Origin of the sequence: Nonomuraea sp. JJY05 (assembly GCF_043496855.1) — a bacterium.
Lineage (GTDB): Bacteria > Actinomycetota > Actinomycetes > Streptosporangiales > Streptosporangiaceae > Nonomuraea.
Map to the genome: position 1 here is coordinate 56,335 of NZ_JBIEIS010000005.1, position 24,983 is coordinate 81,317.

Consider the following 24,983-nt stretch of genomic DNA (forward strand, 5'->3'; position numbering starts at 1 on the left):
CGAGAACGGACACCACCCTAGGGGGTCCGCCGCACTACCACGCGGCTGGTCCGGCGAATCCCCCCACACCCCACCCGAACACCACATTCCTCCAGCCCTCGCGTGCTCTTCCCCAAGGACCTCAGCCGGAGTACGGCGGTAATTGGGTTGCTCTGGCCGAAGCCCTCTGATGTGCTGGCCCCGAAGCCAGGACGACCAAGGGAGCAGCAGATGCGGGCAACGTTCATGTCCCCCCGGATCGAAAGAGCCGTCTCTTCAAAGGACATGACGTTCGTTGCGTATGCTCAACTTGGGGATCCTGGCGCATGTAGACGCCGGTAAGACCAGCCTGACCGAGCGGCTCCTCTACGCCGCCGGCGCCATCGACGAGGTCGGCAGCGTCGATGACGGCAACACCCGGACCGACTCGCTCGCCCTCGAACGCCGCCGCGGCATCACGATCAAGTCCGCGGTCGTCTCGTTCGCCATCGGCGGCACCACGGTCAACCTGATCGACACGCCCGGCCACCCCGACTTCATCGCCGAGGTGGAGCGGGTGCTCAACGTGCTCGACGGCGCCGTGCTGGTCGTCTCGGCCGTCGAGGGCGTGCAGGCGCAGACCCGCGTGCTCATGCGCACGCTGCGCCGCCTGGGCATCCCCACGCTCGTCTTCGTGAACAAGATCGACCGCCGCGGCGCCCGTCACGACGGGATCGTGCGGGAGCTCGCGGACAAGCTCACCCCGTCGGTGGTGGCCATGGGCTCCACGGCCGGCCTGGGCACGGGCGCGGCCTCCTTCACGCCGTTCGACGGCGCGCCGGCGTTCGCGTCGCGGCTGGTGGACGTGCTGGCCGAGCAGGACGACGGGCTGCTGGCCGCCTACGTGGCCGGCGAGGAGATCCCGTACGCCAGGCTCCGCGCCGAGCTGGCGGCGCAGACGGGGCAGGCGCTGGCGCACCCGGTGTTCTTCGGCTCGGCGATCACCGGCGCGGGCGTGGACGCGCTGATGGCCGGGATCGAGGAGCTGCTCCCCGCCGCCCAGGGCGACCCCGCCGGGCCGGTCTCGGGCACGGTCTTCAAGGTCGAGCGCGGCCAGGCGGGCGAGAAGATCGCGTACGTACGGCTGTTCTCGGGCACGGTGAGCACCCGCGACCGCCTGACCTTCGGCGACGACCGGGAGGGGAAGGTCACGGCGATCAGCGTGTTCGACCAGGGCGCGGCGGCACGCTGCCCGTCGGCGGGCGCCGGCCGGATCGCTCGCCTCTGGGGCCTGGCCGACGTCCGGATCGGCGACGCGATCGGCCGGCCGGGCAAGGCCGGGCCGCGGGGGCACTTCGCGCCGCCGAGCCTGGAGACGGTCGTGGTCCCGCGCCGCCCCGCCGACCGGGCCGCGCTCCACCTCGCGCTCGCCCAGCTCGCCGAGCAGGACCCGCTGATCGGCCTGCGCCAGGACGACCTGCGGCAGGAGGTGTCCGTCTCCCTCTACGGCGAGGTGCAGAAGGAGGTCATCCAGGCCACGCTCCTCGACGACTTCGGCCTCGACGTCGCCTTCCGCGAGACGACCACGATCTGCGTCGAACGTCCGATCGGCACCGGCGAGGCGTACGAGGTGATCGGCACGGACTCCAACCCGTTCCTCGCGACGGTCGGGCTCCGCGTCGAGCCGGCCCGGGCGGGCGGGACGGAGCGGCGAGCCGGCCACGGAAGCGGCAGCTCGCGTAACCAGGACGGGGCCGAAGGGAGCGCGACCATGAGCACGGAATTCCGGCTGGAGGTGGAGCTGGGCTCGCTGCCGTACTCGTTCATGAGGACGATCGAGGAGACGGTGCGCGAGACGCTCCGGCAGGGCCTGCACGGCTGGCAGGTCGAGGACTGCGTGGTCACCCTGACCCACTCCGGTTACTGGGCCAGGCAGAGCCACATGGGCGGCGTGTTCGACAAGAGCATGTCCAGCACGGCCGGCGACTTCCGCAACCTCACCCCGCTGGTCCTGATGGCCGCGCTGAAGCGGGCCGGGACCAGGGTGTTCGAGCCGGCGCACCGCTTCCGGCTGGAGCTGCCCGCCGACACGCTCGGCTCGGTGCTGCCCGCGCTGGCCCGCCTGGGCGCCGTCCCGCGCACCCGGGCGCCCGGCCCGGCGGGCGAGGTCGGGGTGGAGGGCGAGATCCCGGCGGCGAGCGTGCATGAGCTGGAGCAGCGGCTGCCCGGGCTGACCCGTGGCGAGGGCGTGCTGGAGTGCGCGTTCGACCGGTATCAGCCCGTACGCGGGCCGATCCCGGAACGCCCCCGCACCGACCACAACCCGCTCAACCGGAAGGAGTACCTGCTGCACGTGGTGCGCAGGGTCTAGGCGCCGTCCTTGTCGGAGTCGGCGGAGAAGACGATGGCCCCGAGGTAGCCGTCGTCCTCCTGGGTGATCTTCATGAGCATGCTGTCGTCGTAGATGTTGTCGTTGTCGTTGAACGTGTCGCGCCCCGCGTGCTCCGAGTACGGCGACTTCGCCATGACCGCGCTGTTGAGCTTCTCGTCGAACATCATCTGCGTGGTCAGCACGCGCTGGTTGCTGAAGTGGACCATGGCGTGGATGTGGATCGTGCGCCATCGGTACCAGCCCGGCCAGATCGTGGTGAACTCCACGATGCCGTCGGCGTTGGTGACCTGCGCGCCGCGGAGGTACCGCTTGTCGTCGGTGGGCGTCAGATCCGCCATGTCGCCCCCACCGCTATTGGGCTGGCCGCCCGGGCCGCCGCTCGGCGGGGCGCCGGTGGGCGCGCCGCTCGGGGGATTGCCTCCGCCGGGCGGGTTGCCGCCGGTCGAGGCCGCCTCGGCCCCCGAGTAGAGCCCGGCCGCGTCGCAGTGCCAGATCTCCACGACCGCGTTGCCGAGCGGCTTGCACGTCTCGCTGTCCTGGACCTTGATGGCCACCCGCAGCCGCACGCCCTGCTTGTCCTCGCGGATGTCGCTGCGGATCTTGTCGGCGTCGAAGTAGTAGGGGCCCTGCGTCGTGGTGCTGGTCAGCTTGCACGTGCCGGCCCCGTCGAACAGCGAGGTGAGGTCCTTGGCCGTGGTCGCGGTCGGGGTCACGCTCGCGCCCGTGGACGTCGTGACGGTCGTCGCCGTGCCCTCGGCGCCCGAACAGGCCGCCAGCAGGCTGCCGAGCCCGAGCGAGCTGATGCCGGCGAACAGCCGTCTCCGGCTGACGCGCTGACCTTCGTGATCGTGTCCCACTATGGTGTCCTTGTCCGGGATGCTGTGATGTTCCGGACCTCACCGTAGGACGGGACCCCTTGGGACCTCCTTTACCGTGGATGAAGTTCTCATGAGTCGGTACGGCGTCAGCCGCCGTCCCGATCGGAGTCGGCGGACAGGATGATCGTGCCCAGGTAGCCGTCGCCGTCCTCGATGACCTGCAGCATCATGCCTTCGCGGAAGATGTTGTCGGCGCCGTTGAAGGTGTCGCGCCCGGTGTGCGCCGCGTAGGCCGGCGTCGCCAGCACCTTGTTGTTGAGCGCGTCGTCGAACATGATCTGCGTGTTCAGCACGCGCCGGTCGCTGAAGTGGACCATGGTGTGGATGTGGACCGTGCGGCCCGGGTACCAGCCCGGCCAGATGGTCGTGAACTCCACGATGCCGTCGCCGTTGGTGACCTGCGCACCCCGCAGGTAGCGGTAGTCGTCCGAAGGCCTCATGTCGTTCATGAAGGCCACGTCGGTGAAGCCGCCCGGGGGAGGGCCGCTGGCGGCGTCGTCCTTCGACTCCTTCTCCGCCCCCGAGTAGACGCCCGTGGCGTCGCAGTGCCAGATCTCCACGACGGCGTTGCCCATGGGCGAGCACGTCTCGCTGTCCTGCACCCTGATGCCCACCCGCAGCCGCACGCCCGGCTTGTTCTCCCGGATGTCGCTGCGGATCTTGTCGGCGTCGAAGTAGTAGGGGCCCTGCGTCGCGCTCGGGGTCAGCTTGCACACCCGCGAGCCGGCGAGCATCGAGGTGAGATCCGCGGCCGCCGGGCTCGACGCCGCCCCGGCCCGGGCGCCGGGCGCCGACAGTACGGCGCCGAGCCCGAGCGAGCTGATGCCGGCGATCAGCCGCCGCCGGCTGACCCGCTGACCTTCGTGATCGTGTCCCACTGGAGTTCCTTCTTGCGTTCGTTCACTCAGACGAACCTCTCACGGGAGGGCGGCCTTTCCTCGGAGGCGCGGCCTGCGGTCAGCGACATCCAGGTCGAAATCCTTTTCGGTGATATGAAACTGTAACCAGACGGCTGGCGAGCTGATCAGCGACCGTAGAGCCAGATAGGCCCAGTTGGACGGCCATGCACACAGTTGCAGTGGCCGATTGACAGCCCCTGTCTGGTCGTTCTACTTTCCCGAAAACCTTTTAGGTTCACCGCTTCGATCCCTGTCCGTGATGTTAGCGCTAACAAAAGCAATCGCTAGATTGTAAGGGGCGAACACATGAGACGACGCTGGGCAGCGGCCCTCACCGCGGCACTCGTGCTCATCCTCGGCAACGCGACGCCCGCCTACGCGGGCGCGCCGATCACCACCGCGATCTACACGGCTGACCCGGCCGCGCTGGTCGTGGGCGACACCCTGTACCTCTACACCGGCCACGACGAGGCCCCGGCGGGCGGCACGAACTTCCTCATGCGCGACTGGCACGTCTTCACCTCGACCGACGCCACCAACTTCACCGACCAGGGCGCCAAGCTCTCGATCTCGAACTTCTCCTGGGCGGGCGCCGACGCCTGGGCGGGCGAGGTCGAGCGCGGCGCCGACGGCAAGTACTACTGGTACGTCCCCGTCAACGGCAACGGCGCCGGCTGGATGGACATCGGCGTGGCCGTCGGCGACAGCCCGCTCGGCCCGTTCCGCGACGCCAAGGGTGGCCCGCTGATCAGCGACAGCACCCCCAACTCCTCGCCGCTCAACATCGACCCCACCGTCTTCACCGACGACGACGGCCAGGTCTACATGTACTGGGGCTCCTACTACGGCCTGCGCGCGGCCAAGCTCAACTCCAACATGACCACGCTCAACGGCTCGGTCATCACCCCGAGCGGCGTGTCGAACTTCTGGGAGGCCCCCTGGATGTTCAAGCGCAACGGCGTCTACTACCTCGCCTACGCGGCCAACGACTCGGCCTGCTCCGCGCCGGGTTACGCCTGCATCAGGTATGCCACCGCCGGCAACCCGCTCGGCCCGTGGACGCACCGCGGCGTCGTGCTCGACCAGGTCAGCTCGACCACCAACCACCCGGCGATCATCGAGTACAAGGGCCAGTGGTACATGGTCTACCACAACGCCGCCGCCCCGGGCGGAGGCAACTTCCGCCGCTCGGTGACCATCGACAAGCTCTACTTCAACGCCGACGGCACCATGCAGAAGGTCGTCCAGACCGGCGGCCCCACCACCCCGGGCAACCTGGCGGCCGGCGCGACCCCGTCCACGTCGTACGTCTCGCCGTGGGAGACGCTCGGGGCGATCAATGACGGCTACACCCCGGCGAACTCGGCGGACCACAGCCACGGCGCCTACGGCAACTGGGACCACCAGGGCACCGAGTGGATCGAGTACCGCTGGTCCAGCGCCCAGAACATCTCCAGGATCCAGACCTACTGGTTCGACGACGACCTGGGCATCGACCTCCCGGCCTCCTGCCAGGTGCAGTACTGGAACGGCAGCGCCTACGTCAACGTCCCCGGCCAGTCGTCCTGCGGCGTGGCCGGCAACACCTTCAACACCACGACGTTCACCTCGGTCAACACGACCCGGCTGAGGCTGAACATCACCTCCAAGTCCGGATTCTCGACCGGTGTGCTCGAATGGAGGGCCTTCTCATGAGGCGCGCCCTGTTAGCCCTGCTGCTCGTGGCGGGATTAGTCGTCGCCGGTGCGCCGGCGCACGCGGACCAGACCATCGGCTTCCCATCCTTCAGCGGCCCGGCCGTCCCCGCCCCGCCGGGGTCGTACACGCCCGGCAACATGATGCAGGCCATCTACGACGCCGAGAGCTCCGGCACCGACTTCTGGATGGACCGGCTGCTGGCCCGCCCGGGCAACGACCCGGCCGGCACGTGGCTCATGACGCGCGGCCGGGCGCTGTTCATGAAGACCCACACGCCCGGCACGCTCGGCTTCGCCGGGCAGGTGGCGTACTGGGAGAGCATCAGCAACAACAACGCCTTCACCGTCGCCGTCACCCCCGGCACGTTCACCGAACAGGTGAACTCGCGCTGGCAGGCGCCCAGCTACTGGAAGAGCCGGCACACCAGCGGCTCGATCACGATCGACCAGACGAAGTTCATCACTGACAACAACGTGGCCGTGGCCAACCTGGCCATCACCAACGGCGGCTCCGCCTCGACGACGCTGCAGCTGCGGGCCACCTCGCCGTACGCCACCAGCGGCAGCGGCAGCGAGCTGACCGGCCAGGTGAACGCCTACAACAACCTCACCACCATCTACCCGAGGCTGACCGGTGACGGGTTCACGGTCTCCAGCGGCGGGCTGAACAGGTCCGTCACGGTGGCCGCCGGTGCGACGGTGACCGTCAAGGTCGTCATGGGCTTCGTCACCAACGAGATCGCGGCCTCCCGCACCGACTACGACGCCTACGCCGGCTACACGCCCGCCACCGCGTTCGCCACGCACGTGCGCGCCTACAACAAGTGGTGGGCCGACAACGTCCCCTACATCGACGTGCCCGAGCCGGGCATCAAGAAGAACATCTACTACCGCTGGTGGCTGATGCGCTTCAACCACCTGGACGCGGACATCCCTGGGCAGACCTTCCAGTTCCCCACGTCCGTCGAGGGCGCGCTGGGCTACAACAACGCGATCGCGCTGACCCAGCCCATGCACATCGACGACCTCAAGTACCTGCGTAACCCGATCTACTCGTACGGTGACTGGCTGAGCGTCGGGCAGATCTCCAAGAACGGCCGCTTCATGGACAACCCAGGCGACCCGGAGAACTGGTCCAACAGCTACACGCAGTACATCGCCGAGGCGGCCTGGAAGAGCTACCAGATCCACGGCGGCCAGCCCGCCATCGCCGCGAACCTGGCCCGCTACGCCGAGCAGGACGTCAAGGGCCAGCTCTCCTACTACGACCACGACAACAACAAGCTCATCGAGTACGACTGGGGCGCCCTGACCGGCAACGACGCCGACGCCGTGTCCTTCCACTGGAAGCCGGGCAACATGGACCGCGCCGAGGCCGCCTACCAGTACAGCGGGGCGCTGGCCGCCGCGCAGGCGTACGACGCGATCGGCAACACGGCCAAGGCCAACGAGATGCGCACGCTGGCCACGCAGATCCAGAACGCCATCGTCAACGTGCTGTGGAACCCGAACAGGCAGCTCTTCGAGCACCGGCTGAAGTCCACCAACGAGTGGGTGCCGTGGAAGGAGATCAACAACTACTACCCGTTCGCCGTCGGCGCGATCCCCAACACCTCCACCTACAAGCAGGCCCTGCGCCTCTTCGACGACCCGGCGCAGTATCCGATCTTCCCCTTCTACACCGCCAACCAGGCCGACAAGGCGGCCTCGGGCACCGGCAGCAACAACTTCTCCACGATCAACTCCACGGTGCAGTTCCGCCTGCTCTCCTCGGTGCTGCGCAACTACTCCAACGAGTGGATCGACACGACCTGGTACAAGAAGCTGCTCTACTGGAACGCCTGGGCGCAGTACATCAACGGCAACACCCAGTGGCCGGACGCCAACGAGTTCTGGGCCGACTGGAACGGCTCGTCCATCACCTACCGCTCGTGGATCCACCACAACATCCTGGGCAGCAGCAACTGGACCGTGATCGAGGACGTCGCCGGGCTGCGGCCGCGCAACGACGCCAAGGTGGAGCTCTCGCCGATCAACATCGGCTGGACCCACTTCACCGTCAACAACCTGCGCTACCGCAACGCCGACCTGACCATCGTCTGGGACGACCCGTCCGACGGCGTCGTGCGCTACCCCGGCGTGCCCGAGGGCTACTCGATCTACATCAACGGCAACCGGGCGGCCACGGTGTCGTCGCTGGTGCCGTTCACGTGGGACCCGGCCACCGGTAACGTCACCACCAGCGGGTCCGTCACCTACCACGTGGCCGTGTCAGGGCTGCAGGCCCCCGCGCAGGTCACCCAGAACAGCGCCCGCATGGTCGACATGCTGGCCAAGGCCGGTGTCGACCTGACCGCCAACCTCACCAACCTCGCCACCGGCGCCACCGTCACGGCCTCCACCACCGCCTCGGGCAGCAACACCGCGGGCGCGGTGGACGGCTTCCCGATCAACGAGCCGTTCTGGGGCGGCACGACCGCCGGCCAGGACTGGTACGAGCTGAACTTCGGCTCCGCCAAGTCGCTCAACGAGGTGCGGCTCTACTTCAAGGACAGCCGCCCGGCCAGCGCCACCTACCGGGCGCCGGCGTCGTACGACATCCAGTACTACAACGGCAGCGCCTGGGTGAGCGTGCCCGGCCAGGCCAAGACGCCGTCCGCGCCGCGGGCCAACTACAACGTGGTGCAGTTCTCCGCGATCAGCACGCAGCGCCTGCGGGTGCTGGCCACGGCCGCGTCCGGCGCCAGGACGGGGCTCACCGAGATCAAGGTCTTCAACCGGGGCGGACCGCAGCAACCGCCCACCACCAACCTGGCGTCGACGGCCACGCCGTCGGCGTCGTACACCTCGTCGTGGGAGAGCGTGGCCGCCATCAACGACGGGATCGACCCGCCGTCGTCCAACGACACCGTCAACCCGCGCTGGGGCTGCTGGCCGGAGACCGGGCAGCAGTGGGTGGACCTGACCTGGTCCGCGGCGCAGAACATGAACCGCGCCGAGGTGTACTTCTTCGACGACGACGAGGGGATCGACATGCCCGCGTCGTGGAAGCTGCAGTACTGGAACGGCAGCGCGTACGTGGACGTGCCGGGCGCCTCGGCGTACACGCTGACCAAGAACGCCTACAACAGCGTCACCTTCAACGCCACGAGCACGACCCGCCTGCGGGTGCTGCTCACCGGCAACGGCAGCAACTCCGTCGGCCTCCTGGAGGTCAAGGCCTACGTTCCGTGACACCACGCGGGGGCGCGCCTCTGCGCGCCCCCGCCTTACTCCGCCCCGCCCCGCCCCGTCAGCGTTGCCTGGCGGGGCGGATGATCATCTCGTTCACGTCCACCTCCGGCGGCTGGCCGATCGCGTACGCGATGGCGTCGGCGATCGCCTCCGGCGGGATCGAAGCCGCCCGGTACGCGCGCATCGCCTCCCGCGCGCCCGGCTCCGTGATCGTGTCGGCCAGCTCCGACTCCACGACGCCCGGGGAGACGGTCGTGACCCGGATGCTCGGGTCCAGTTCCAGGCGCAGCCCCTCGGTGATCGCCCAGGCGGCGTACTTGGTGGCGCAGTAGACCGCGGCCGTCGGCACCACCTGGTGCGCGCCGATCGAGGCGACGGTGACGAAGTGGCCGCCGCCCTGCCGCTGGAAGTGGGGCAGCGTCGCGGCGATGCCGTGCAGCAGGCCGCGCACGTTCACGTCGATCATCCGCTCCCACTCGTCCACCAGCAGCGAGTCCAGCCGGGACAGCGGCATCACGCCCGCGTTGCCGACGAGCACGTCCACCCGGCCGTGCCGCTCCGCGGCCGTGTCGACGAACCTCGTGACGTCCGCGCGGTCCGTCACGTCGAGGCGGTGCACCTCCACACTGCCGCCCTCGTTCCTGATGCCCTCGGCGACGGCGGCCAGCCGGTCCTCACGGCGGGCGCCGATGACCAGGTGGTGGCCCTCGCGGGCGAGCCGCACCGCGCCGGCCTGCCCGATGCCGCTGCTGGCGCCGGTGACCAGAATGATCTTCGTCATATCAGTCAGTTCCTTGGTAGTCGTGTGTCTTCAGGTGGATGGGCATGGCGAAATGGCGCCCCGGCCGGGCGCGATCAGCGAAGGGTTGTTCAGCCGGCGGTCAGGGAGCCCAGCAGGGACAGCGCCTCTTCCGACGGGCTGCCCGGGTCGGCCTGGTAGACGACGAGCTGCTGCCCGGGAGCGCTGTTCACGGTCAGCGACTCGTAGTGCAGGGTCAGCTCGCCCACCAAGGGGTGGCGAAAGCGCTTGGTCTCGCGGGTCTTCTGGCGGATGTCGTGCCGGGCCCACAGCCTGCGGAAGGGCTCGCTCTTGACCGACAGCTCGCCGACCACCTCGATCAGCAGCGGGTCGTCCTGGTCGGCGCCCGCTCCGGCACGGAGCCCGGCGACCGTGTTGACCGCCACCCGGTCCCAGTCGGGGTAGAACTCGCGCGCGTCCGGGTCGAGGAACACCAGCCGGACCAGGTCCCCGCTGTAGGCATGACCGTCGAACAAGGCTCTGCCGAGCGTGTTGGCGGCCAGCACGTTCAGGCAGCGGCCCAGGACCACCGCGGGGGTGTGCGGCCAGCGCTCCATCATGCCCACCAGGTTCGGGCTGACCCGCTCCCGCCTGGTGGACGCCCGCCTGCGCCGGACCGGGCGGGCCAGCCGGTGGAGGTGCGCGACCGCGTCCTCCTCCAGGGCCAGCGCGTGGGCGAGCGCGTCGACCACCTGGGCGGAGGGGTGGCGCTCGCGGCCCTGCTCCAGCCGTACGTAGTAGTCGGTGCTCACGCCCGCCAGCCGCGCAACCTCCTCCCGGCGCAGCCCCGCCACGCGGCGCCGGGCCGTGACCGGCACGCCGGCCTCCTCCGGCTGGAGCAGCTCGCGGCGGGCCCGCAGGAACTGGCCGAGTGGGTTCTCCCTGTCCATGCCTTCGAGGCTAGGCGAGGCGCGGGGGTTCCATGAGGGCTGAAGGTGGCCGCGCCGCTCCCACCTTGCGGAGCGTCATCCGGCTCAGCGCAGGCGGCCCGCTCCGGCCTTGGCCGGGACGAGGGACCGCAGCGCCTGCGGCGGGTGGACGCGGGTGAACAGCGCCGGGGTCCAGCCGGCGTCCGGCCCGACGGCCGTGCCGTGCGCGGCGTTGTACGCGGCCACCACGTCGGCCGGGGCGCCGTCCACCAGGCTGCCCTTCGCGGTGATCGCGGTGCCGTTGAACACCGACAGGACCTTCTCCGCCGCGATGCCGTCGAAGGCGTCCGAGCAGATCAGAGGGGTGCCGTCGGCGCTGGTGTCGGCGTCTATGGCGCCCTTCACGTACACGATCCTGGGGGTGTTGTCGGCCGGCTCGCCGAGCGCCGCGACCACGATGGTGCCGGGCGCCTGGGCCGCTGTCACAGGAGGCAGGGCGAGCAAGGGGAGAAGTAGCAGGAATCGCATGAGGCGACCTCGCCGAGGGTGCGGCAATCGGTTGCGTGAAACGCTGACCTACGGCCTCCAATCCGCCAATCCCGTGCAGTGAAACTGCACTGCTCTGCAACAAGCGATTGCAAGATTGCGGGTGATCTTGACCTTCGGAGGGGGTCGCATCTACAGTCCGCCTGATATTTATCGGCGCTTCGCTGAAACTTTCATCGGGAGCATCGTGCGCACCCTTCGAGCCCTGGTTGCCGCAGCCCTGTTATGCCTCGTGCCCGCGGTCTCCGCGAACGCGGCGGCCCACCTCACGTACGACCTCACGTACGACTTCGAGAACGGCACCACCCAGGGATGGGGGCCACGCGGCGACGGCGTCTCCGTCACGGTGACGTCGGACGCGGCCCACGGGGGCGCGAGCAGCCTCCTGACCACCGGCCGGACCGCCACGTGGCACGGCGCGTCCATCGCCGCGCCGTTCGTCAGGGGCGCCGGCTACACCGTGACCGCGTACGCGCGGCTGGTGAGCGGGCAGCCGGCCGCCACGATCGCGCTGACCGTCCAGCGCACCCCGACCGGGGGGAGCACCACGTACGAGCGGGTCGCGGCGGCGACCGTGACCGACGGCGGGTGGACGCGGCTGTCGGGGAACTACCTGTTCACCGCCGAGTCCGCCGACGTGCAGCTCTACGCCGAGAGCTCCGACGCCACCGGCCAGTTCTACCTGGACGACATCATCGTCACCCCGCTGGGCGACCCCACCCGCGAGCCCGTCAGCAGCGACTTCGAGGACGGCACCGCGCAGGACTGGGCGTCCAGGGCCGCCGCCACCCTCCAGCCGAGCACGGAGGCCGCCCACGCGGGCAGCCGCTCGCTGGCCGTGAGCGGCCGCTCGGCCTCCTGGGACGGACCCGCCCTCAACGTGCTCGGCCGGATGGCCAAGGGCGACAAATACGCCCTGTCGGTGTGGGTGCGGCTCGGTCCGGACGCCACGGCGGGGCGGCTCGGCCTGTCGATCGAGCGCAGGACCGGTGGCACCCCCAGCTACGAGCGCGTCGCCTCGCCGAAGGACGTGCCGGCGGGGGAGTGGGTGCAGTTGTCCGGCACGTACACGCTGGCGTACGACGTCGACTTCCTCAGCGTCTACATCGAGTCCGACAGCGGCACGTTCCCCTTCTACCTGGACGACTTCTCCATGAAGTACATCCAGCCCAAGCCGATCCAGACCGACATCCCGGCGCTCAAGGACAAGGTGCCGTTCGTCATGGGCTCGGCGTTGACCCGGCCCGACGCGCTCGGCGTGCACGGGGAGCTGCTGGCCAGGCACTTCAGCGGCGTCACCCCCGGCAACGAGCTCAAATGGGACGCCACCGAGCCCCGTGAGGGCGAGTTCGCCTTCGCCGACGGCGACTTCCTGGTGGACTTCGCCACCCGGCACGGCATGACGATCCGCGGCCACACGCTCGCCTGGCACAGCCAGACCCCCGACTGGGTCTTCCAGAACGCCGACAAGGAGCTGCTGCTCAAGCGCCTGGAGACGCACGTGCGCACGCTCGTGACCAGGTACAAGGGCAAGATCGCGGCCTGGGACGTGGTCAACGAGGTCGTGGACGAGAATCAGCCCGACGGCCTGCGCCGCTCCAAGTGGTACGAGATCGCCGGCCTCGACTTCATCCGCACCGCCTTCCGCGTCGCCCACGAGGCCGACCCGGACGCCAAGCTCTTCATCAACGACTACAACACCGAGTTCCCGCGCAAGCGCGAGGCCCTGTACGCGCTGGTCAAGCGGCTCAAGGAGGAAGGGGTGCCGATCGACGGCGTGGGCCACCAGCTCCACCTGAACATCGAGCACCCGCCCGCCTCCGCCGTCGAGGCCACGATCGAGCGCTTCGCCACGCTGGGGGTGGACCAGCAGATCACCGAGCTGGACGTCAGCATCTACACGGACTTCGTGTCGTCGTACGACACGATCCCGCCCGAGCTGCTCGTCCAGCAGGGCCACCGCTACAAGGAGCTCTTCGACGTCTTCCGGCGGCAGGCCGCCAAGCTCAGCTCCGTGACCGTCTGGGGCGAGTCCGACGACGTGAGCTGGCTGCGGTCGTGGCCGATCCCGCGGCTGAACGCGCCGCTGCTGTTCGACGACGACCTGCAGGCCAAGCCCGCCTACTGGGGCGTCGTGGACCCGTCGCGGCTGGCTCCGCTGGTGCGCAGGCTGGAGGCGCCCGCCGGGACGCCCAAGGTGGACGGCAAGCGGGACCTCGAGTGGGACCTGCTGCCGGACTCGCCGATCGCGCGGGTGGGGAACGTGTCGGCCGGGTTCCAGGCTCGCTCGTCCGGCAAGGGGCTGTACGTGCTCGCCGAGGTCACCGACCCGACGGCCGGCAAGGACGACCGGGTGACGTTCACCGTCGACGGCACCCCGTACGTCGTCAAACGGAGCGGCGGCCCCAGGGCGGCCGTGCGGCCGACCCCGACCGGCTACCGCGTCGAGGCCCTGATCGGGACCGGCACCGACGTGAACGTGACCGTCCGCGACTCCGGGGCCGGGACGGGCACCGTCGCGGACGTGACCGTCCGCGACTCCGGGGCCGGGACGGGCACCGTCGCGGACGTGACCGGCACCGACGTGGATGGGACCGTCCGCGACTCCGCGGCCGGGACCGGCACCGACGTGGATGGGACCGTCCGCGACTCCGCCGGCGCGAGCACCTCCTGGACGGGGAAGGTGACCGCCACGCCCGCGGTCAAGCTCACCTTCGCCGCCCACCGCACGCCCGTGCTCGACGGCGCCGTGGACCGGGCCTGGTCGGCCGCGCCGGAGATCCGCACCGGGACCTGGATCCAGGGCACGTCCGGCGCGACCGCCAAGGTGCGCTCGCTGTGGAGCGGGTCCACGCTGTACGTCCTCGCCCAGGTGTCCGACCCGACGCTGGCCGAGGAGTCCCCGAACTCGTGGGAGCAGGACTCCGTCGAGATCTTCGTCGACCCGGGCAACGGCAAGACCAAGGGCTACGAGGACGACGACGGCCAGTACCGGATCAGCTTCTCGGGCCGGATCACGGTCGGCGGGACGTTCGACGCGGGCGGGGTGAAGGACCACGTGAAGGCGGTGGCCAGGACGGTGCCCGGCGGCTACGTCGTCGAGGCGGCCATCGACCTGCCCACGCTCACACTCGCACCGGGAACGCTGCTGGGCTTCGACGCCCAGGTCAACGACGCCACAGGCACCGCCCGCACCAGCGCCGTGACCTGGAACGACAGCACCGGCCGAAGCTACCTGGACACCAGCCACTGGGGCGTCCTCCGCCTCACCCAGGGGTAGGTGAGCCCGAAGCCACCCACCCGTCGCCCATCTGGACAGTGGGCCTGCTGACACCCGCCCCGGGGCCAAAGGGCCTCGCTCCGCTCGGGCTGCCCTTCCTGGAGCGCGCCTCCGGCGCGACGACACCTTCGGTGTCCGGTCGAGCCCACCCGTTATCCGGTTACCGGGTGGGCCCGCTGCTGCCCACCCCGGACCGGGATGCCTTCCGGGGCACCATCCAGCCTCCTGACCACAGGTCTTCTGCTTGTCGTTGTGCATTCGACGTTCAGCGGCCGGCTGCGGCTTTCCGCCTGATAGCGATGGGGCGGTTAGGTAATCGGGAGCGACGGCAGAGCAACGCGTCCTGGCCGACGCGCTTGAAGATCGTCGCGATCAGCTCGCTCACCGCCGCCATTGTCCTGGGCGAACGACCTGGCCTTGCCAGTCTCCAGATCCCCTTGCGCGTAGCCTCGGTGGTGGTGAGCTCGTGTAGTCGTCCTCAGCCGGCCGACCAGCCCCGATGGATCAGAAGCCGCCGATGGTGAGACCGACGAGCACCTTGGAAATCAGCATGACCCAGTAGGAGGCCGGCACGTGGTCCCGGCGAGCACCGCCATGAGGACGCACAGCATCACACGACGGTCGAGGCGGGCAGGATTTCGCTGGTGACGATCGCGAAGATGCCCAGCACGAGCGAGGTGACCGCGAGCCGGCGCGCTGCACGCCGCCGACCTGGCCCGCCAGACGCCGCAGGCCGGGCACGCGATCGCCGACCGCTACGTCAACTCCGTCATCGCCAACCACGCCGCAGCACGCCCGCCGCGTCTGGACGGTTGACCGCCGTGCCGGCGACGGCCCGGATGGTGCGAGTGGCCCGGTCGGATCCGGGGATGACCGGCATGCTCACCGACCGCACCGACCACGGTCTGGATCCCGGTCCGGGTCGCCGGTCAGCCGCGCGTGTCGAGCGGGACGTGCAGCGAGAGGTGCGGGAACAGGGCACGGAGGAAGTCCGGGGCGTCGAAGATCGCGCCTGCGGAGGCGACGCCGGTGGTCCTGGTCCGGCCGGTGAGGACGCGGTCGACGGCCTCCACCGCGAGCGGCGCGCTGATGGCGTAGATGTCCTGACCGGTGGCGGTCACGCGGCGTTCCGTGCCGCCGGAGCGTACGAGGACGTCGACGACGAAGGTCTGATCGGAGCGGCCGCGCTCGTCTACGGCGATCGGTGCCGAGGTGGCCGCGGACAGGTCCGCGGCCGCCTTGGCGGCCATGTAGGTGCGCACCTCCTGGACCGCCAGGTGGCTGGGAATGGTGACGACGTCGGCCATGGTGAACTCGCCGATGACGCTCTGGGGGCCGAGCGGAGCGGGGAAGGGCCACTCCAGGGTGGGCAGGGCGTCGTCGTGGTATTCCAACTGTCCGCCGGTGTAGCGGATACGGCGGCCACCCCGTCGCTGCCCCGAGACCATGCCGGAAGCGAGCGTTCCGGCGGTGGGGTGCCAACTGCTCAGGCCGTAGGCGATGTGCGCCTCGTCAGCCGCCGTCCAGTCACCCATCGCGGTGGTGACCAACAGATCGCCCAGGCCGCCGTAGAAGGCCATCGCCGGGACCACCACGGTGCCCGCGGCGCGGGCGCGCTCGGCGAAGTGCGCGAACGTGTCGACGTTCGCCTCAATCTCGGCCGCCACGTCGACATACGGGATGCCGGCGCGCAGCGCCGCCTCGACCAGAGGGCCGGCGGTCGTGGCGAAGGGCCCGGCACAGTTGATCACGGCGGCCGCGCCGTTCAGCGCGCGGTCGAGCGAGGCCGGATCGTCGACCGACGCCTGCCGCGCCTCGAGCCCCGGTTGGGCCTGCACCAGCGCCAGCAGCTTGTCCTGGTCGCGACCGAGGAGCAGCGGGACGTACCCGCGCTCGCGCAACTCCGCGACCACGAACCGCCCGGTGTGCCCGTAGGCGCCGAACACCGCCACGTTCCGACCCGATCCCATGCCTGCTCCCCCGTGCTCGAAGTGATCCACAGCGGAAATCCTGCCCCGCCGGCCCATCGGTGCCCAGCGTCTGGAACGACATGATCCGTACAATTTCCGACATGAACTCTTTCCCGCGCTCCGTCGCGGTCGCCGCTACCGACGGGATGCTGCACTTCGAGCTGGCCCTGGCCTATGAGGTCTTCGGCTCCGCCCCGGACGCCGTGCCGGGCCCCTGGTACGACGTCAGGGTGTGCGGCACGCATGCCGTCCGGGTCGGCCGGTTCCTGCTGGAGCCGGACTGCGAGCTCGACTGGCTCGCGCACGCCGACACCGTGATCGTCCCCGCCTTGGCGGACGTCGACGTGGACCCGCCGGCCGACCTGGTCGAGGCGGTGCGCGCGGCCCACGAGTCGGGCGCGCGGGTGGTCTCCCTGTGCACGGGCGTGTTCGTGCTCGCCGCCGCTGGCCTGCTGGACGGGCTGCGCGCGACGACGCACTGGGCCCACGCCGAGGAACTGGCCGCGCGCTATCCCCATGTGGAGGTCGACCCGGACGTGCTCTACGTCGACAACGGCAGCGTGCTCACGTCTGCGGGCAAGGCCGCGGCGATGGACCTGTGCCTGCATCTGGTCCGCCGCGACCACGGCTCGGCGATCGCCAACGTGGTCGCCCGCCGCCTGGTCGTGCCGCCCCACCGGGCCGGTGGCCAGGCCCAGTTCGTCACCACACCGGTGCCCGCCCAGGACGGCCATCCCCTGGCCGAACTGCTCACCTGGGTGATGCGGCGGCTGGACCAGCCGCTCACGGTGGAGGACCTGGCCCGCCAGGCGAACATGAGCTCGCGCCACCTGACCCGCCACTTCCACTCGGTAACCGGCGCCACACCGCTGCAGTGGCTGCTGACACAGCGGATCCGCCGCGCGCAGGAGTTGCTGGAAACCACGGACGACAGCGTCGACACCATCGCCTCGGCCGCGGGGATGGGCACGGCGACGACACTGCGCCGCCACTTCCACCGCACGATCGGAGTCCCACCGGACGCCTACCGCCGCACGTTCCGCGCGTGAGGCCGAGCCGACGGCCACCTCACCGGTGAGGTGATCCGGGACGGCTCCGCCGCCGCACGCGCACCGCACATCAGCGGACAGCAGGTCAAACCTCGCACCATATGATCGGCGAGCGGATGCACCTGTCGCCGCGAACCGCCAGCTCGCATCTGTACCGCGTCTTCCCCAAGCTGGGCATCACGACGCGGGCCGCGCTGCGCGACGCCTTGAGCAGGACGGACGACGTCACTTCGCAGGCCTGACCGGGTCATCCGCAGTGGGCTGCTTACGCGGATCGCGGCAGACGAGCGCGTCGGCGGCCCGCCGAGTCGGCCCGCCGAGTCAGCCGGCGGAAAAATGGTTGGGCAGGACGATATTCAGGCTGATAGCGTGCGGGACACCGTGACAGGCTGCGAGGAGGTGAGACCCATGAACGCTGTATCGATGTGGGTGCTCCCCTCGTCATCACGGTCGGGCGATTGACGTAGGTGTCGCCGGGAGCGCCTCGACCAGGCAATCCCGAAAGGCAACAACCTATGAATTCTGTGTATGTCACTTCGGGCATGGGCGAGCATGCCGTGGTGACCACGCGGGTCGCGGAGAGACAATGGCACGCTCTGGAGGACGACCAGGTGGTCGGCCGCGGCCACACGTCGCGCAGGCCCGACGGGCGCATTTTCCTCAGCATCGACGCGTGGCACGGCGCGGTCTTCGACCAACTCGCCGATGCCATGCTGGCGGACCTGCCGAAGCCGTTGTACACGGTGGTCGACGAGGCTGATCTCGAGTTGACGTCCCACTGGGAGCGGGCCGGCTTCACGACCCGACGCCGCGAGTGGGAGTACCTCGTGCCCACCGACCCGCGGATCACGGGACTCGGCTGCGTGCTACCGCCGTCGGGCGTGACGATAGTGGCCGTCGGCGGGGCGGAGGAGGGCCCGCTGCGCGCATTGGACCGCGTGATCCGCGACGAGGTCGAGGCCAGCGTCGGATGGCAGGAGATGCCGGCCGAGGTGCTGCCCCGCCTGGACGGCGCCACCCTGGTGGACCCGTCGAAGTACGCGGTGGCCGCACAGTCCGATGAATACGTGGGACTGGTCCGGGTGGCGGCGGTGACCCGGCAGCCACGGATCGGGCTGATCGCGGTCCGGTCCGACCAGCACCGCCGCGGCATCGCTCGGGCGCTGCTCGCTCACGTGCTGGGCTCGCTGCACCGCTGCGGGACCGAGACGGCCTCGGCCGAAGTGAACGAGTCCAATGGGGCGGCCATGGCGCTGTACGAGGGCGCCGGCGCCCGGCGTGCGAGCAGCAACCTGGAGCTGGTGCTCCGCTGATGCCCCACCGCATCACCACACGAGGGGACCGGGCCCGAAGCACCGGCGGCATAGGCCTACCTGATGAGCAGGCATCGGTTCCCGTAGCGCACGGGAGGGCAGGTGGTCGACGTCCGCGACGACCGCGTCCGCCGAGGCGCGTCGATCACGGTCGCGTCAACGGAATTCGTTTCCGCACCGACCTCACCATCGCTGACCGGAGAAGGGCGAGAATATGGCAAGAAATGCAGACGGCATCGAAGTCGAAGGCACCGTCGTCGAGTGCCTGCGCAACGCCACCTTCAAGGTGGAGCTCCAGAACGGGCACAAGGTCCTAGCGCACATCAGCGGGAAGATACGGAAGAACTACATCAAGATCTTGCCGTATGACCGGGTGCTCGTGGAGCTCAGCCCGTACGACCTGACCCGAGGCCGGATCCTCTACCGGTACAGGACGTAGCGGCGGGCGGGACGCGCCGGAACGGGAAAGGAAGCCTCCGACCTGTAGGGACGACACCGGTGGTGGCGGTGTCCGGCGGTAGTGTGAAGGTCCGTGACAGAACAGGCAGCCCCCTATCCGCCCCCTCGCGTCCGATCCGCATAGCTGCCGCGCAGGCTCAGGCCGAGGCTGGTGACATCGAGGCCAACGCGGCGACCGTGGCGGCCATGGTCCATGACGCTGCCCAGGCCGAGGCCGGGCTCGTGGTCTTTCCGGAGAAGTTCCTCAGCGGCTACGAGCCCGACCTCATCCTCCAGCTCGACGGCCGGCGCCTGGGGCTGGGGATCTGCTACGACTCCGGCTTTCCGAGCACGCACGCGCGGCGGCGCTGGACGGCTGCTCGCGGAGGCCGGCACAGATCGCCCGAGCTGATCACCGCCGACCTCGACCCGCAGGTATTGCTTGCCACCCGCGACTCCGAACCGATGCTGCGCGACCTGCACGGCACAACCACTGATGCTCGCGCCTACCACCGGCTCGCCTGATGCGCTCTCTCAGCTCCCGGTATGCACCGAGTACGGCGACGTAGGGGCTCATACCTTCTTGACGACGATCGTGTCCGGGACGAGCTTGTCCAGGTCGTCCACGTCCGAGGTGAAGACGGTGACCTGCCCCTTCTGCTGTCGTGCGATGACGGCGAGGACCGCGTCGATCGCGAACTTGTGGCCATGCAGCTTGGCGTCGGCCAGAAGCCGGCGGGCCTGGCGGGCCTCCTCCTTCCCGATATCGGGAACGTTGAGCCGGGAGAGCACCCAGTCCCAGCGCTGCTCGGTGAGCCTGCCGTCGTAGGCCTCAACCACCGTCATCGGAGACGTCACCACCTCTGCCTGGCCCCGGGCCGCGAGGTCGAGCCAGGCGATCATCTTTCTGTCGCCTCGCACGGCCAGGGACAAGGCTTGGCAGTCGAGCACGAAGATCCGCAGCGGCGGCTGCCCGCTGTCACCACTACGCTTCCTCATGCAGCCTCTCCCGCGCCGCGCTTTCCGCCGGCGCGGCGGCGCTCGTGCTCGGCGTCGAGGTCTGCCAACTCCTCGATTGCTGCCGCGCGCTCGTCTTCGGTGACTGGCCCGTATTCTTCCTCCAGCCAGTTCACCAGTTCCAGCAGCCGGTCCCGGTCGCGCTTGAAGCGCAACGCCTCGGCGACGTACGCCGACAGGCCACGGTCCGCCGCCTCCGTGCGGATCTCTTCAAGGAGTTCCTCGGGGATCGTCACCGTTATCTTCTTCGTCGCCATACTATCGACCATACTCCGGGTATCGATTTTCTTACCAGATTGCTGGCTAAGCCGCTTGCGCAGCGTCGCGAAAGGGATCACTGATCATCGCGGCCGACGAGAACGACGACCCCGCCAGGGCCAAGCTCTACCGCGCCGACCTGACCTTCCCCTCCGCCCCCGTGGAAATCGGCCCGATCCCGGAGGAGCCGAGGGAGCACTTCACTCTCCTGAACAACTACCAGCAGCCCGTACGCGCCGACGCCCCTTCGCACTGACCGGCACGCCAGGAAACCGGCCGACGCCACGGCGAGCCACGATCGCCCACGCCGGCGTACTCTGCCCGAGACGCCCGAGAGAGTGAACCTGGAGCTCCGGGAGCTGATCCCGACCTCCGCTCTCTGCCCGACTACCATGTGACCGTGACCACGAGCCCCCGACATGTCCGTAAAGGGGCCGTCCCCAGCATCCGCGACGTCGCCGCCGCGGCCGGCGTCTCGCACCAGACCGTCTCCCGCGTGCTGAACGACTCACCCCGGGTGCGGCCCGACACCCGGGCCGCGGTGCTGGCCGCGATCGACCGGCTGGGGTTCCGCCCCAACCGGGCCGCCCGGGCGCTCGGCCTCGGCCGCGCCAGCGGCGTCACCGTCGTGACCTCCAACACCATGCTGTACGGGTACGCCTCCACGCTCCAGGGCATCGAGGAGGCCGCCAGGACCGAGGGCGTTGCGCTGGGGATCAGGGTCGTGGAGTCGGCCGAGGTCCGGCAGACGGTCGACTACGTCAGCGATCCGAGCGCGGGCGGCCTGGTCGTGATCGCGTTCGACCCGCTGGGCACGGCGGTGGTGCAGGCGCTGCCGCCGCACGTCCCGGCCGTGGTGGCCGCCGAGCCGGTCGCGCCCGACCTGGGCCGGGTGGCGATCGCGCTGGACGAGCGCCGGGCCGCCGCCGACGCCACCCAGCACCTGCTCGACCTGGGGCACCGTACCGTCCACCACGTGGCCATCCCGTCCGAGGGCCGGGCCGGCGGGCGGCACGCGGGCTGGCGCGACGCGCTGCGGCAGGCGGGGGCGGAGATCCCCTCGGTGCTGGGGTGCGGTTGGGACATCGAGTCGGCGTACGCGGCGGGGGAGCGGCTGGCCCGGTCACCCGGCGTGACGGCGATCCTGTGCGGCAACGACGACATCGCGCAAGGCGTACGGCGGGCGCTCTACGACGCGGGCAAGGACGTTCCCGGGGACGTCAGCATCGTGGGCTTCGACGACATCCCGGGCTCGGCCTTCTGGACCCCGGCGCTGACGACCGTGCGCATGGACTTCGTGGGGCTGGGCCGGGCGTGCTTCCAGGCGGCGCTCGCCGAGCTGAGCGGCCAGCCGCAACCGGACATCTCCCTGGTCCCACCCCGCCTCATCGTCCGCGAGTCCACCGCCCCGCCACGGTAGTAGGTGGGCCGGGGCTCACCCACCCGTTGCCCGTCTGGGTGGTTGGCCGACTGATGCCCACCCCGGACCGGCATGCCTTCGGCACCGTCGCTGACGGAGCGCAATGGTGGAGTTCGTTGGGCTGGGATCAACCGAGAAGCATGTGGTCGGCACATCTATCAGTCATCCCAGTTATCGAAAGAGGTCGTGCTCGCCGTGGTCGAAGACCAGCTCAACGCCACATTCACCAGCCTGCGCAGACATGGGCGCTCGCTCAGTGGCCGGTGGCGGGGCAGGTCCGACTCGCCGGCAAGCTGGAAGGCAGCGCGCCTGGGAAGTGACTTCGAGAGTAGATGGCGTGGCATCTTCGCCGCTCCATGGCGCCAAAAACGAGGGCGGTCGTCCGGGTCAACCTCGGCCGGATTCCCCGCGTCGTATCCGTTGTGGATCTTGTCAGTCTTCGGGGGCCGCGTAGCGTGGCCGCGGTCATCACCCTGTTGTTCACCCTCGGTGTCCTCTACCAACTGATGACGCCCATCCTGCCGAAGCCGGCACGGGCTGCCGCCTCGGTCGAGGAGATCGCCGACCGGCTGCGCGCGTTCCTCGACGAGGACGACGCCTACGCTCCCTATGTCACTTCTCCGGGCACCCCCCTTCTGGCTTGGTGCTGGCCGGAGAGCATCGAAACACGGATGCCGCCCGAGGGGGTGCCGGCATACAGTGGCAAGCTCCTCCCCCCGGAGATGGACGAGCCGCTGGAGGTGCGATTCTGGATCGCCTCCTCCGAGACGGCGGCAAGCGCGGTCGCGTCGGCCAGCCGTGGCACCGAAGAGTGCGGCCGCTCCGACGGTGACGTGCTCAAGGACGTGGCCGCCTTCAACCAGGGGGATGGCTTGGCGTGCGGGTACTTGCCACTACGGATGCCTGGACGGAGGACGGCGACCAAGGCGCCGGGGCGACGATCGTGGCCGCGCGTGGCGGGCTGCTGGCCGAGGTGACGTGGTCCTGGCCGTTCGAGGCGGGCGGAGAGCCGGACCCGCAAGTACTGCTCCAGGGCACCGTGTCGGCCGCGTCCGTGCTGGCCGTCGTTGGCGGCAACCCCGCCAGCCCCGCACCCGTCACCACACGAGGGGCAGGCCAGGAATGAGGATCGACCAGCCGCCGTCCTCGGGCACCGCTTGTGCGCGAGATGGGGTGGCCGCGGCGAGATAGTGGCGCAATCTATCGACGGCTACGAGGGCGGTCCTGGCCGACTCGCAACGCACTGTGGCCACACGGCCGCGTTCAGCCGCGTCCAGCAGTGCTTTGAGGTGCGCATGAGCCTCGGTGTAACTGTCGAAATGAACGGCAGCCATTGTGACACCTCCACTGAACGTGACTCTAGGATGCCTTCCGTAGTCAAGTACGTTCGACGTACTTATGACGACGCCTCGGAGGTCGTCTTGAACCCTGGCTCACCAATGCGACTGAGCCACTTCTGCCAGCCCGTTTCACTTGAAGCGGCCGGTGCGTGCTTCGGCGACTCGGCCGCCGACCACGCGATCGTCCGTCGGTCAACGACGCTGCCGGTGGCATTCCGGTCCGGGGTGGGCATCAGTCGGCCGGCCACCCAGACGGTCAAGGGGTGGGCGCGCGACTGGACACCGAAGGTGTCGTCGCGCCGAAGGCGCCTCAAACAAGAACGCCTGAGCCCCCGAGCGCGAAGCGCTCTCAATGGCGAAGACCTTCGGACCGGGGCGGGGTCCAGCGGGCCTACCACCCAGACGGGCAAAGGGTGGGCGAGCCCCGGCCCGCCTACTGCCCTCGCAGCGGAGGGCGGACGGAGTTGCGGACGACGATGTGGGTGCCGAGGACCACGTGCTGGCGTTCCTCGCGGTTGAGCGCGAGCCGGACCGCCGTGCGTCCCAGCTCCTCCGTCGGGATGTGCACCGTCGTCAGCCCCGGCTCCAGGTCGGCGGCGAACGGGATGTCGTCGTAACCCACCAGCGACACGTCGTCGGGCACCCGCAGCCCCGCCTCCCGCAGCGCCGCCAGCACCCCGATGGCCACCATGTCGGTGGCCGCGAACACCGCGGTGAACCGCGCCCCGAGCGCGATCAGCCGCCGCGTGCCCTCGTAGCCGTCGGCCCGGCCGAACCCCGCCGGGATGACCAGGTCAGGATCGTACGGCACGCCGAAGGACTCGTGCGCCCGCACGAACCCGCGTTCCCGGTCGACCTTCGTGGTGCTGCGGTCGGCGGGGGACGAGGCGCCGAGCAGGGCGATGCGCCGGTGGCCCTGCGACAGCAGGTGGCTGGTCATGGCGTAGGCGCCGCCCTCGTTGTCGTACTCGACGACGGTCGTGGGCACGTCGTCCCCGAGCGGTGGCCGCCCGCACAGCACCAGCCGCGAGCCCGCCTTGTCGAGGGCGTGGGCGAAGTGGGACATGCGCTCGCGGTAGGTGTCGTCCAGCGAGCCGCCCCCCACCAGGATCACCGCGTCGGCCCGCTGCTCGCGCATCGCCTCCACGACGGCCAGCTCCCTGGCCGGGTCGCCGTGGGTGGTGCACACCATGCACAGCCGGCCCTCGGCGGTGGCTTGCTGCTCGACGCCCTTGGCCACGTACGCGAAGGACGGCCCCGTGACGTCGTCGAGCACGAACGCCACCATCTTCGTGCTCGCGCCCGACAGGGCGCGGGCGTGCACGTTGAGCACGTAGTCGAGGTCGCGCATCGCCCGCAGCACCCGTGTCCTGGTGGCCTGGGCGACCGGGTAGTCGCCCTTGATCACTCTGGAGACCGTGGTGGCCGACACGCCTGCCCGGGCGGCCACGTCGCGGATCGTGACACGCTCGTCGTCGGTGAGCACCCCTTTTGTGCTTACTTTTCGCGACAAAGGTCGGCCCTTCACGGTTTTCGGCAGACGGAGCAGTGCGGGTGGGTCATGGGAGATTACGCCATCTCACCGAAGTCTATGGCCAGGGAGATCCGCGGGCGCAAGACGCGCGA

20 protein-coding genes and 1 pseudogene are annotated in these 24,983 nt (G+C 69.8%); 12 read left to right on the plus strand and 9 right to left on the minus strand.

Annotated features, from left to right (window positions below; all coding sequences use genetic code 11):
- Positions 1-280 precede the first annotated feature (280 nt).
- A complete protein-coding gene (locus ACFKCF_RS08130) occupies positions 281-2,329 on the plus strand; it encodes a GTP-binding protein (protein WP_394492274.1) in 2,049 nt (682 codons plus the stop codon).
- Here ACFKCF_RS08130 and ACFKCF_RS08135 read toward each other — a convergent pair.
- A complete protein-coding gene (locus ACFKCF_RS08135; RefSeq protein ID WP_394492276.1) occupies positions 2,326-3,207 on the minus strand; it encodes an intradiol ring-cleavage dioxygenase in 882 nt (293 codons plus the stop codon). The genes ACFKCF_RS08130 and ACFKCF_RS08135 overlap by 4 nt on opposite strands.
- 107 nt (positions 3,208-3,314) lie before the next feature.
- Entirely contained in the window at positions 3,315-4,106 is a 792-nt protein-coding gene (locus ACFKCF_RS08140) for an intradiol ring-cleavage dioxygenase (protein ID WP_394492278.1), read from the minus strand.
- 327 nt (positions 4,107-4,433) lie between these two features.
- On the opposite strand from ACFKCF_RS08140, the gene ACFKCF_RS08145 reads away from it, so the two are divergent.
- Positions 4,434-5,822 (plus strand): glycoside hydrolase family 43 protein, encoded by a 1,389-nt coding sequence (locus ACFKCF_RS08145; RefSeq protein WP_394492280.1) that lies wholly within the window; start codon positions 4,434-4,436, stop codon positions 5,820-5,822.
- Positions 5,819-9,058 (plus strand): hypothetical protein, encoded by a 3,240-nt coding sequence (locus ACFKCF_RS08150; protein ID WP_394492282.1) that lies wholly within the window; start codon positions 5,819-5,821, stop codon positions 9,056-9,058. The genes ACFKCF_RS08145 and ACFKCF_RS08150 overlap by 4 nt, the downstream gene beginning before the upstream one ends.
- 58 nt (positions 9,059-9,116) lie before the next feature.
- Here the strand turns inward: ACFKCF_RS08150 and ACFKCF_RS08155 are convergent, their stop codons facing one another.
- The 3 genes from ACFKCF_RS08155 to ACFKCF_RS08165 form a co-directional block, all read right to left on the minus strand.
- Positions 9,117-9,839 (minus strand): SDR family oxidoreductase, encoded by a 723-nt coding sequence (locus ACFKCF_RS08155; protein WP_394492284.1) that lies wholly within the window; start codon positions 9,837-9,839, stop codon positions 9,117-9,119.
- An 89-nt stretch (positions 9,840-9,928) separates the two neighbouring features.
- A complete protein-coding gene (locus tag ACFKCF_RS08160; RefSeq protein WP_394492286.1) occupies positions 9,929-10,747 on the minus strand; it encodes a helix-turn-helix transcriptional regulator in 819 nt (272 codons plus the stop codon).
- A gap of 84 nt (positions 10,748-10,831) precedes the next feature.
- The gene (locus ACFKCF_RS08165; protein ID WP_394492288.1) at positions 10,832-11,254 is read right to left on the minus strand and encodes a hypothetical protein; all 423 of its coding nucleotides are present in this window, start codon (positions 11,252-11,254) and stop codon (positions 10,832-10,834) included.
- Between the two features lie 205 nt (positions 11,255-11,459).
- Between ACFKCF_RS08165 and ACFKCF_RS08170 the strand changes: the two genes are divergently transcribed.
- The gene (locus tag ACFKCF_RS08170) at positions 11,460-14,552 is read left to right on the plus strand and encodes an endo-1,4-beta-xylanase (protein ID WP_394492289.1); all 3,093 of its coding nucleotides are present in this window, start codon (positions 11,460-11,462) and stop codon (positions 14,550-14,552) included.
- A 929-nt stretch (positions 14,553-15,481) separates the two neighbouring features.
- Here ACFKCF_RS08170 and ACFKCF_RS08175 read toward each other — a convergent pair.
- Positions 15,482-16,522, minus strand: coding sequence for a saccharopine dehydrogenase family protein (locus ACFKCF_RS08175; protein WP_394492291.1), 1,041 nt, complete (start codon positions 16,520-16,522; stop codon positions 15,482-15,484).
- Positions 16,523-16,623: 101 nt separating this feature from the next.
- Between ACFKCF_RS08175 and ACFKCF_RS08180 the strand changes: the two genes are divergently transcribed.
- The 5 genes and pseudogenes from ACFKCF_RS08180 (at position 16,624) to ACFKCF_RS08200 (ending at position 19,847) form a co-directional block, all read left to right on the plus strand.
- Positions 16,624-17,571, plus strand: coding sequence for a helix-turn-helix domain-containing protein (locus ACFKCF_RS08180; protein WP_394492293.1), 948 nt, complete (start codon positions 16,624-16,626; stop codon positions 17,569-17,571).
- Positions 17,572-17,663: 92 nt separating this feature from the next.
- A pseudogene (locus ACFKCF_RS08185) lies at positions 17,664-17,813 on the plus strand (LuxR C-terminal-related transcriptional regulator); the annotation flags it as partial.
- 273 nt (positions 17,814-18,086) lie between these two features.
- Entirely contained in the window at positions 18,087-18,884 is a 798-nt protein-coding gene (locus ACFKCF_RS08190) for a GNAT family N-acetyltransferase (RefSeq protein WP_394492295.1), read from the plus strand.
- Positions 18,885-19,098: 214 nt separating this feature from the next.
- Entirely contained in the window at positions 19,099-19,323 is a 225-nt protein-coding gene (infA, locus tag ACFKCF_RS08195) for a translation initiation factor IF-1 (protein ID WP_394492297.1), read from the plus strand.
- Positions 19,324-19,406: 83 nt separating this feature from the next.
- A complete protein-coding gene (locus tag ACFKCF_RS08200) occupies positions 19,407-19,847 on the plus strand; it encodes a nitrilase-related carbon-nitrogen hydrolase (protein WP_394492614.1) in 441 nt (146 codons plus the stop codon).
- A 48-nt stretch (positions 19,848-19,895) separates the two neighbouring features.
- Here the strand turns inward: ACFKCF_RS08200 and ACFKCF_RS08205 are convergent, their stop codons facing one another.
- Positions 19,896-20,321, minus strand: a complete 426-nt coding sequence (locus ACFKCF_RS08205) for a hypothetical protein (protein WP_394492299.1) — start codon at positions 20,319-20,321, stop codon at positions 19,896-19,898.
- Positions 20,318-20,596, minus strand: coding sequence for a CopG family transcriptional regulator (locus ACFKCF_RS08210; RefSeq protein ID WP_394492300.1), 279 nt, complete (start codon positions 20,594-20,596; stop codon positions 20,318-20,320). Before ACFKCF_RS08210 ends, ACFKCF_RS08205 begins: the two co-directional genes overlap by 4 nt.
- Positions 20,597-20,997: 401 nt before the next feature.
- On the opposite strand from ACFKCF_RS08210, the gene ACFKCF_RS08215 reads away from it, so the two are divergent.
- The 3 genes from ACFKCF_RS08215 (at position 20,998) to ACFKCF_RS08225 (ending at position 23,143) form a co-directional block, all read left to right on the plus strand.
- Positions 20,998-22,017, plus strand: coding sequence for a LacI family DNA-binding transcriptional regulator (locus ACFKCF_RS08215; RefSeq protein ID WP_394492302.1), 1,020 nt, complete (start codon positions 20,998-21,000; stop codon positions 22,015-22,017).
- A 455-nt stretch (positions 22,018-22,472) separates the two neighbouring features.
- Positions 22,473-22,994, plus strand: a complete 522-nt coding sequence (locus ACFKCF_RS08220; RefSeq protein WP_394492304.1) for a hypothetical protein — start codon at positions 22,473-22,475, stop codon at positions 22,992-22,994.
- Positions 22,961-23,143 carry a hypothetical protein gene (locus ACFKCF_RS08225; RefSeq protein ID WP_394492306.1) on the plus strand — a complete coding sequence of 61 codons (183 nt, stop codon included), beginning with the start codon at positions 22,961-22,963 and terminating at the stop codon, positions 23,141-23,143. The genes ACFKCF_RS08220 and ACFKCF_RS08225 overlap by 34 nt, the downstream gene beginning before the upstream one ends.
- 647 nt (positions 23,144-23,790) lie before the next feature.
- Here the strand turns inward: ACFKCF_RS08225 and ACFKCF_RS08230 are convergent.
- On the minus strand, positions 23,791-24,843 hold the full coding sequence (locus tag ACFKCF_RS08230) for a LacI family DNA-binding transcriptional regulator (protein ID WP_394492308.1): 1,053 nt from the start codon (positions 24,841-24,843) through the stop codon (positions 23,791-23,793).
- Positions 24,844-24,983: the final 140 nt, after the last annotated feature.